The sequence below is a fragment of the Puniceibacterium antarcticum genome (assembly GCF_002760615.1).
Lineage (GTDB): Bacteria > Pseudomonadota > Alphaproteobacteria > Rhodobacterales > Rhodobacteraceae > Puniceibacterium > Puniceibacterium antarcticum.
Window position 1 is genome coordinate 1 of sequence record NZ_AWWI01000153.1, and the last position, 7,632, is coordinate 7,632.

General features: G+C 57.5%; 5 protein-coding genes and 1 pseudogene. 2 read left to right on the top strand and 4 right to left on the bottom strand.

Annotated elements, in window-relative coordinates; translation table 11 throughout:
• From P775_RS21845 to P775_RS21855, 3 genes are all read right to left on the bottom strand, one after another.
• A partial coding sequence (locus tag P775_RS21845) for an IS1182 family transposase (RefSeq protein WP_099912972.1) occupies positions 1-1,431 on the bottom strand: 1,431 nt, incomplete at its 3' end.
• A 205-nt stretch (positions 1,432-1,636) separates the two neighbouring features.
• Complete coding sequence (glgX, locus tag P775_RS21850) at positions 1,637-3,700, bottom strand: glycogen debranching protein GlgX (RefSeq protein ID WP_099912970.1); 2,064 nt, start codon at positions 3,698-3,700, stop codon at positions 1,637-1,639.
• 45 nt (positions 3,701-3,745) lie between these two features.
• On the bottom strand, positions 3,746-4,852 hold the full coding sequence (locus P775_RS21855; protein WP_099912971.1) for a sugar phosphate nucleotidyltransferase: 1,107 nt from the start codon (positions 4,850-4,852) through the stop codon (positions 3,746-3,748).
• A gap of 330 nt (positions 4,853-5,182) precedes the next feature.
• Between P775_RS21855 and P775_RS29150 the strand changes: the two are divergent.
• Both P775_RS29150 and P775_RS29610 read left to right on the top strand, forming a co-directional pair.
• Positions 5,183-5,861 (top strand): annotated as a pseudogene (locus P775_RS29150) (transposase); the annotation flags it as partial.
• Between the two features lie 838 nt (positions 5,862-6,699).
• The gene (locus P775_RS29610; protein ID WP_180287531.1) at positions 6,700-6,852 is read left to right on the top strand and encodes a hypothetical protein; all 153 of its coding nucleotides are present in this window, start codon (positions 6,700-6,702) and stop codon (positions 6,850-6,852) included.
• A 168-nt stretch (positions 6,853-7,020) separates the two neighbouring features.
• Here the strand turns inward: P775_RS29610 and P775_RS21860 are convergent.
• Positions 7,021-7,632 (bottom strand): XdhC family protein (locus P775_RS21860; protein WP_099912973.1); only part of this gene is annotated, 612 nt, incomplete at its 5' end.

Below are 7,632 nucleotides of genomic sequence, written 5' to 3' on the forward strand. Positions count from 1 at the left end.
GTCAGGCTCAATGACCACTTCGACACGCTCGAGATGCGGCGGGAAGCCTTTGCGTGGCCGGATTTTGTAGGCCAGTGCTGTCAGGCTGAACTCGCCCCTGACATTCTCAATACGGCGCGTGAGAAAGTCTCTTTGCCCCATCCATTGCTTGATCGAACCAAACGGGTGTTCGACACTCTCGCGGCGCTGATCCAAAACTTCAGGTGTCGCCGCGAGCCGCACCGCCATCCTATCCAGAATGGCCTCATTTGCGTATCGCATGACCTTTCGAAAGGCAGCATTCGTGCATTGCGCCCGCAGGTCGCAGGCCTTGCAGGCTTTCGCGTTCACAAAGATGACGGCGTCGATGTCACGAACTTTGTGGTAGTATTTTTTCTCTAGGGTTTCGCCGCCAGGACAGATCAAAACGTCTTTATCGGCAACATAACGGAACTGCTCTTTTGTAAAGAACCCATTCGTGACGGCGGAGCCTCGCAGCGGCTTTGGAACATAAGGTGTCACACCAGAGGCCTCACACTCTTCGATGTCTTCAATCTTGTAGTAGCCCCGGTCAGCAACGACATCGATCTGATCAACGCCCAGATTTTCCCGCGCTGCATTGGCTGTTTCTGTCAGTAACCCCAAATCACTAACTTTGTTATGAACCTGCTGCTCTGCGATCAGCTTGTGCTTTGTATCGACGGCGATCTGAATGTTGTAACCAACCCCAATACGGGTTGATGAATGCATCGCACGGGCATCCGGGTCGGTCAGTGAGAGTTGATCCTCGCCGCTGGCGTCCAATTCTGCACGATGCAACTCAAGACGGGCGCGCCGTTCTTTGATGGCAGCTATCTTCTCTTCCAGGTTGTCCACGTGTGCTGCGGGAATGGTGTCATCTTTGTCGACGTCATCCAGTTGCTTGAGGTAACGATCCAGCCTTTTATCACTGTCAGCTATTGCTTTGGCCAACTTGGCTTTGGTGAAGTTGCGCTGGCCGCTGTTTACCGCCTTGAGCCGCGTGCCATCGACTGCAATTAGCTTACGGCCAAACAGATCAAGGCGACTGCAGAGAACCACAAACTCACGGAAGACCTGCCGAAAGGCGGTTTTGTTCTCGCGTCGGAAGTCAGCGATGGTTTTGAAGTCCGGCTGCAACAGCCGCATCAACCAGATCACTTCCAGATTGCGATGCGTTTCCGCTTCCAGACGGCGGCTGGAACGAACCCGGTTCAGATAGCCATAAATGTAGAGCTTCAGCAGATCGCCTGGATCATATCCCGGTCCGCCGGTAGCCTTGGGAAGAGTTCTGCCGAAGCCTGCTGACGCAAGATCAAGGCTGTCGACGAATGCGTCGATAAACCGAACAACGTTATTTGACCCGACATAATCGTCCACGCAAGCAGGCAAAAGAAGCGTCTGTGCGCGGGGTATTCCTTGAATGTGTGTCATTCAAGGAATACCATTTTTGTGGGTTCCGAGGAATCCTCAATCAAGCGAAATCGGCCATGATCGACCCATATTTACCTGGTTAAAGCGTTTTCTCACAGTCTGGGTCGTCTATGGGAAGATGCCCCAGGACATGACTTGATCCCTTTTGCCCCAGGACGAGACATGCAATAAACTCATCTGGGCTGTAGCGTAGTCTTCTGTGAGCCTAAGAAGCTATTCGCGTGAACACCAGAACAGATTGCCAGCCGACGGGTGCGTTGCCAGAGACCACTTCGTCACAGGTGATATCTACGCGGGCGGTATCCAGACGCAGATGCCAGTCTCCCGATGGCAGCACAAGCTCGGTATCATCTCCGGCGTTCAGCACGATGAGCACCGTGTCTCCGGCCTCGATATCCACACATTTTGCCATGCAGAGCTGATCATCGTCGTTCCAGTCCTCTTCGGTCATCGCGCGCCCAGACGGATGCAGCCAAGTTGCACCATGCACTTGTCCTTCGGCATCGCCGAGCATGAATCTTGGCGAGATCAGACCGTCAAGAGACTGCCTGAGCGCAATCATATCAGATACTGCTGCGGTCAAATCTTCCTTTGCACGTGACCAGTCGAGCCATGCAATTTCAGTGTCCTGACAATAGGCGTTGTTGTTTCCCTGCTGACTCTGGCCGAACTCGTCCCCCGCCAGAAGCATTGGCACCCCCTGGGACATGAGCAGTGTCCCAAGCATCGCCTTGGCCCGACGCATCCGCGCGGTCAGGATGCTATCATCTTCGGTCGACCCCTCGACGCCCAGATTGTGCGACAGATTGTTATCATGACCATCGCGGCCATCCTCGCCATTCGCCTCGTTGTGCTTTTCGTTATAGCTTAGAGTGTCCCAGAGGGTGAAACCGTCGTGCGCGGCAAGGAAGTTCACGGAACTGGTTGCGGGACGGCGGGAATGGTCGAACTGCACCGGGCTGCCGGACAGACGCTGTGCCAGATCGCCCAGCATTCCGGGATCGCGCCGCCAGAAGGCACGCAGATCATCGCGCGCCTTATCGTTCCATTCTCGGAAAGGCCACGGGAACCCGCCCACCTGATAGCCTCCTTCCCCGATGTCCCAAGGCTCGGCGATCAGCTTGACGCCAGATAGCACTGGGTCCTGCCGGATAGCGGCAAAGAACGCGCCCTCGCGTTCATACCCCGTCGATTCGCGCCCTAGGGTTGAGGCGAGGTCAAAGCGGAAGCCATCCACGTGCATCTCGGTTACCCAGTATCGCAGGCTGTCCAGAACCATCCGCAGCACCATCGGATGAGCCACATTTACAGTGTTGCCACAGCCCGTCGTATCAAAACAATGACGCGGGTCCTCAGCCAAAAGGTAATAGCTGGCATTGTCGATGCCGCGGAACGATAGTGTCGGTCCCAACTCGCTGCCCTCGCAGGTGTGGTTATAGACCACGTCAAGGATCACCTCGATTCCCGCAGCGTGAAAGCGGTCTATGGCCTGCTTTACCTCGGAAATCTCTCCAGACTTGAGGTACGGCGCGTGGGGTGCAAAGAAGGACAGCGTGTTGTAGCCCCAGTAATTGTTGAGCCCCTTTTCGATAAGGTGCCGGTCGTTGGCAAAGGCATGGATCGGCAGCAACTCGATGGCGCTTATTCCAACGCGCTGCAGGTGTTCGATGATCGGATTGGAAGCCAGACCGGCAAAGGTTCCGCGATCCGCCCGCGCGACGCCGGGGTGGCGCATGGTCAGGCCTCTCACATGCGCCTCTGTTATGACAGTGTCCTTCCATCGGTGCTTTAGCTGGTCCGCCGCGGCCCAGTCAAATCTGCTGTCGACCACCACTCCCTTGGGCATGAAAGGGGCGGAATCGCGGTCATCCTTGCTCAGGTCATCTTTGCCCACTTGATAGCCGAAAAGCGCATCGTCCCATTCTATCGCGCCGCGCAACTGACGGGCATAGGGGTCAAGCAGCAGCTTGGCTGGATTGAAGCGATGGCCATTTTCAGGCTCGTAAGGCCCATGCACGCGGTAGCCATAGACCTGTCCGGGCCCGACACCCGGCAGAAAGCCGTACCATATACCGCCCTCGGCCTCCGGTAACGGGCGGCGAGCGATCTCTTTTTTACCCTCGGCATCAAAGAGGCAGAGATCAACCTGGGTTGCGTGGTCTGAAAACAAGGCAAAGTTCACGCCCCCGTCCCGCACAACTGCACCCAATGTGTCAGGTCGTGCAAGAGACAGATCAAAGGCGGCTTCGATGGCGGAAACATGGGTCATGTGCAATGGGCCCTCTGGACCTTGGGGTTATGGTGGCGCGCCCTATCAGGCGCGCAAGAGATTGACGCGTGCCTGATAATCTGCATGACGAGCGAGCATCGCGGGGCTGATCAGGACAGTCCCTAACGGTGTCACGCGGAAATGCTGCTCATCTTGGTACCGGTTGAATCCGACCACGAGCTCAGCGGGGACATCTGCGCCGGGCGCGACAATAACATTGCGCAACTGCGCTCCACGCTTCACGCGACCGCCGGCCAGAACGACCGTGCCATCGGGCAGGATCCTTGTCACGGGCCCGAAGGTGACCGGTCCCGGACGGACGCAGGGCACCGCGCCAGAGGCAATGGCGATACAGGTTTCACGCAGCGCGTCCAGCGTGCCCACGTCACGCCAGAAAAAGTTTGGTTCCTGCAAAGCGACATCATAGGCGTGCACCTCACCGCGTGCCACGGCAGTCGGCAGGATGTCATGGCCGAAGTCATGCGAAGACATCGGCGCCTCGTGGTCGGCCACAAGGGTGTCGCGCAGCCATCCAGCATCAAAGACGTAGATACCCATACTAACCAGCGCACGGTCAGCATCGGTCGCCGTTGGTTTGGGATGGTGCGGCTTTTCGTTGAACTCGACCACGCGCCCCGTCTCATCGACGCTAATCACACCAAAGGCGCGCGACTGTATCAACGGCACACGGTCTACCGCTACGGTGACCGGTAAACCCGACGCTTGGTGCGCGGCAATCATTGCGGCGTAATCCATCCGGTAGACGTGATCGGCGGCCATAACCAGTACGTGATCTGGCATAGTTGCCATTATCTCGGTCAGATTACGCGTGACGGCATCGGCGGTGCCGACGTAGCCTTCGGGCTGACCGGTCACAGCGGCGCCATGGCGAATATGCAGCGTGCCCGATGCAAATGCTTCGCGCCATCTGGTGTTCAGATGATTGATCAACGCGTCGGGACGGTACTGCGTCGCAACAACGACGTGCGCGGGGGCGCAATCTGCAAGGTTGGCCATCGTCCAATCCACGATCCTGCGTCCGCCTGCTATTGAAACGGCCGGTTTGCACATATCTTCAGTCAGTTCAAACAGCCGAGACCCTTGGCCTCCGGCTAGCATCACGGCAACGATATTGTGATAAATCCCAGACATTTGTGCCTCCTCCGGCTTGCCTGAGTCTACAATCCTCAACTGCGATTTCGGTTCCTACGAATATACGCATCAGCGCCTCAGAACCACGGATCCCAGCCTATTTCCGCATCAGGATGTACCGAGTGCTGATTCTGCAGGCAAAACAGAAAGGCAAAGCGATCCTTATTGCAGATCATCCCACTTGCTCAGGGCTTTGTTAATGTGATCCGCCAGCCGGTCGTCAAGGTCAATCACCCCGGATCTGTTGGAGACGATCAACTTAAGTAAGTGTGATGGTTATGACAAAAGGCAAATCGCTACTCGCCAGAGGTCGGTGCGCGTGCGGTCCGGGTGGTGTTCGAGCATCAAGGCTTATATGGACTGCAGACGCGCGGTTTGCGGCTAGTGCACCCAAGATTGGCTGCATTCCCCAGACCCTGGGCGAATGGGTCAAACAGACCAAGAAGCACAGTGACCTTGGCCACGGAGTGACCTCTGAGGAACGGAACGGGATCGAGGTGCTGGAGCGTAAGGTTCGCGCGTTGCGCCAGGCAAATGAGCTTCTGCGCAAGGCGTCAGCTTGTTTTGCCGCCCTCTCGGCAATGTAAACATCGCTTGGCCGGGCAGCGGATGAAACAGATCGGCATCCATGGCACTTTGCGCGGCAAGATGTTCAAAACAAAGGTTCCTGATACGTCAGCACCCTTTCCGCGCGACACGGTGAACCGCCTCTCTCGGGCTTCTGCAGCGGAGCTCTTTTGCGGGAGTGTTTTTTGTGTGTCGGCGGCTTTGCGTCTGTCTCAACTTGGCAAGGCTTTGTCTATGTGGCCTTCGTCCTCGATGCTCTGGAACAGGCCCTGCACGATCGGCGGCCTGTTCAGAAAGGCGGACCAATGCACCATCCCGCCCGCGCCTCTCATTGTTTGCCTTGCAAACCACTGCCGGGCAGCGGGACGGGCAATATCTGTCCATGCGCTCCACCGGGCGTCTTGCCGAAGCTGGCATCGACCCATCGCTCGGGAGTGTTGGGGGATTGCTATGCGATCATAGCTGGTCCGCGCCAGCAGATCAAACTGTCCGGGGGAGTGTTTGAAGGCGCAAAAAGCCCTCGCTGAGACGATCACCAGCCTATGCAAAAGCGAACTGGCCCATCCACGGCTCGGCCAAGCGATGCAAACATCGCCCAGAGGGGCCAGTGACCTTGGCGCAACATGCAAGATAGGGGATTTATCGGAACCCAATTTTGAATGTGCCGCAGCTACATATTGTAATCTTATAATTATTGTTATGTAATATATATTGTAGATTTATTGTAGAAAGGGACACCCAGTGCACACCATTTATAACAACACAGAAGCAACCCTGCCCACCTTCTACTCCGCCATGCTGCACGATCCGCGATTTGACCGCGTTCTTACGCAGCATATGCGCCTGTTCATCTCGTGATCGGCCCCGCTGCGTGCGGAAACACATGTGAGGTTAGAGGAAAGCACCGGCCATTGAATCCTCGAACGCTTTGGAATGACCGAGACCAAAATGAACGCCTCCGACCCATATTAGGGCGAGCGGCCTGCTGACACAGTGAGCTTTGCGCAGCCCGGCGTACAACTCAAGATCACTGCGCCGGTCAGCGGCGCCGCCCTGTAACAGAGTGAGGTCGGCCAGATCGAAATGCGCGGCCCGAATGTTTTCAAAGGCTACTAGAATATGCCCGAAAAGACTGGCGAAGAATCGCGGGCGAACTCTTTGTTCATCACCGGGGAATTGGGTCAGATTGATGCCGATGGCTAGATCTTGATTTCGGGGTAAACAAGGACCTGATCATTTCAAACAGGTACAACATCTATCCCAAGGCAATCGAGCTGCTGATGGACGATCAGGCCAGCGTGCCTGAATCCGCTGTGATCGACGTGCCGCAGCCAGATTTCGGCGAAACCGTGGCCGAGGTTCTGGTGTCTACGCAGGGTGCACAGCCGTATCTGGATGCGATCAGCGCGCAGAACAGGACGGCGCTCGCTTGATTCAAGCACCCGCGCAGACTTGTGATCTTGCCCAAACTAGCACGCAATACAATGGCAAGGTTCAGAAAAAAGGCGCTGCGCGACCAATTCGTTGATCTGTTTACAGCCGCTTGAGCGCCGTATCCCATCCGGCGCGCCATGCGTTCGGGGCTTTCGTTCCGACTATGCCTAAGCCCCGTGCCGCTGTCCGCTGCGCCGGATCTGCACCACCTGGGCAAGGATCGACAACGCAATCTCCTCGGGGGTCAGTGCATGGATATCTAGGCCCGCAGGCGCCCGCACCTGAGCCAGTTCCTGCGCTGCTACGCCCTCTGCCAGAAGCTTTTCCGACAGCGCCGCGAACTTCCGGCGCGAGCCCACAAAAGCCACGAAGGCAACCCCCCCGGACAGGGCCGCTCGCAACCCGTCGAGATCCCCCCGGCCCTGGGTGGCCACCACCACCAAACGTTGCGCGCCCCCAACCACAGGCTCGAGCGGCTGTGCGAGCGGTAGCTCATTCAGGCGGAAACCAAAGCCTGCCGCAAGGCGAACCAGCGCCACCGCAACTGGCGAGCCGCCTATGACGACCAGTTCCGGCTGCGGCAGATGCGGCTCGACGAAGACATCCATCGACCCCTTGCTGGGACAGCCGTTGCGCGCGAAGTGCACGCCATCCACATCGCTGCCCGCCGCGATGCCGCGCCCGACCAGCAGATCCTCGGGCATCAGCGAGAGGAATTTGGGTTGCCCGTCTGCCAGCGCCTCCTGCGCGGCGCGGCCAAGCGCCGAGCGCACGCACCC

Bases quoted from the DNA above. Each gene is read 5' to 3' on its own strand.
- glgX (WP_099912970.1), bottom strand. From the start codon at position 3,700: ATGACCCATGTTTCCGCCATCGAAGCCGCCTTTGATCTGTCTCTTGCA.
- P775_RS21855 (WP_099912971.1), bottom strand. From the start codon at position 4,852: ATGTCTGGGATTTATCACAATATCGTTGCCGTGATGCTAGCCGGAGGC.
- P775_RS29610 (WP_180287531.1), top strand. From the start codon at position 6,700: ATGGACGATCAGGCCAGCGTGCCTGAATCCGCTGTGATCGACGTGCCG.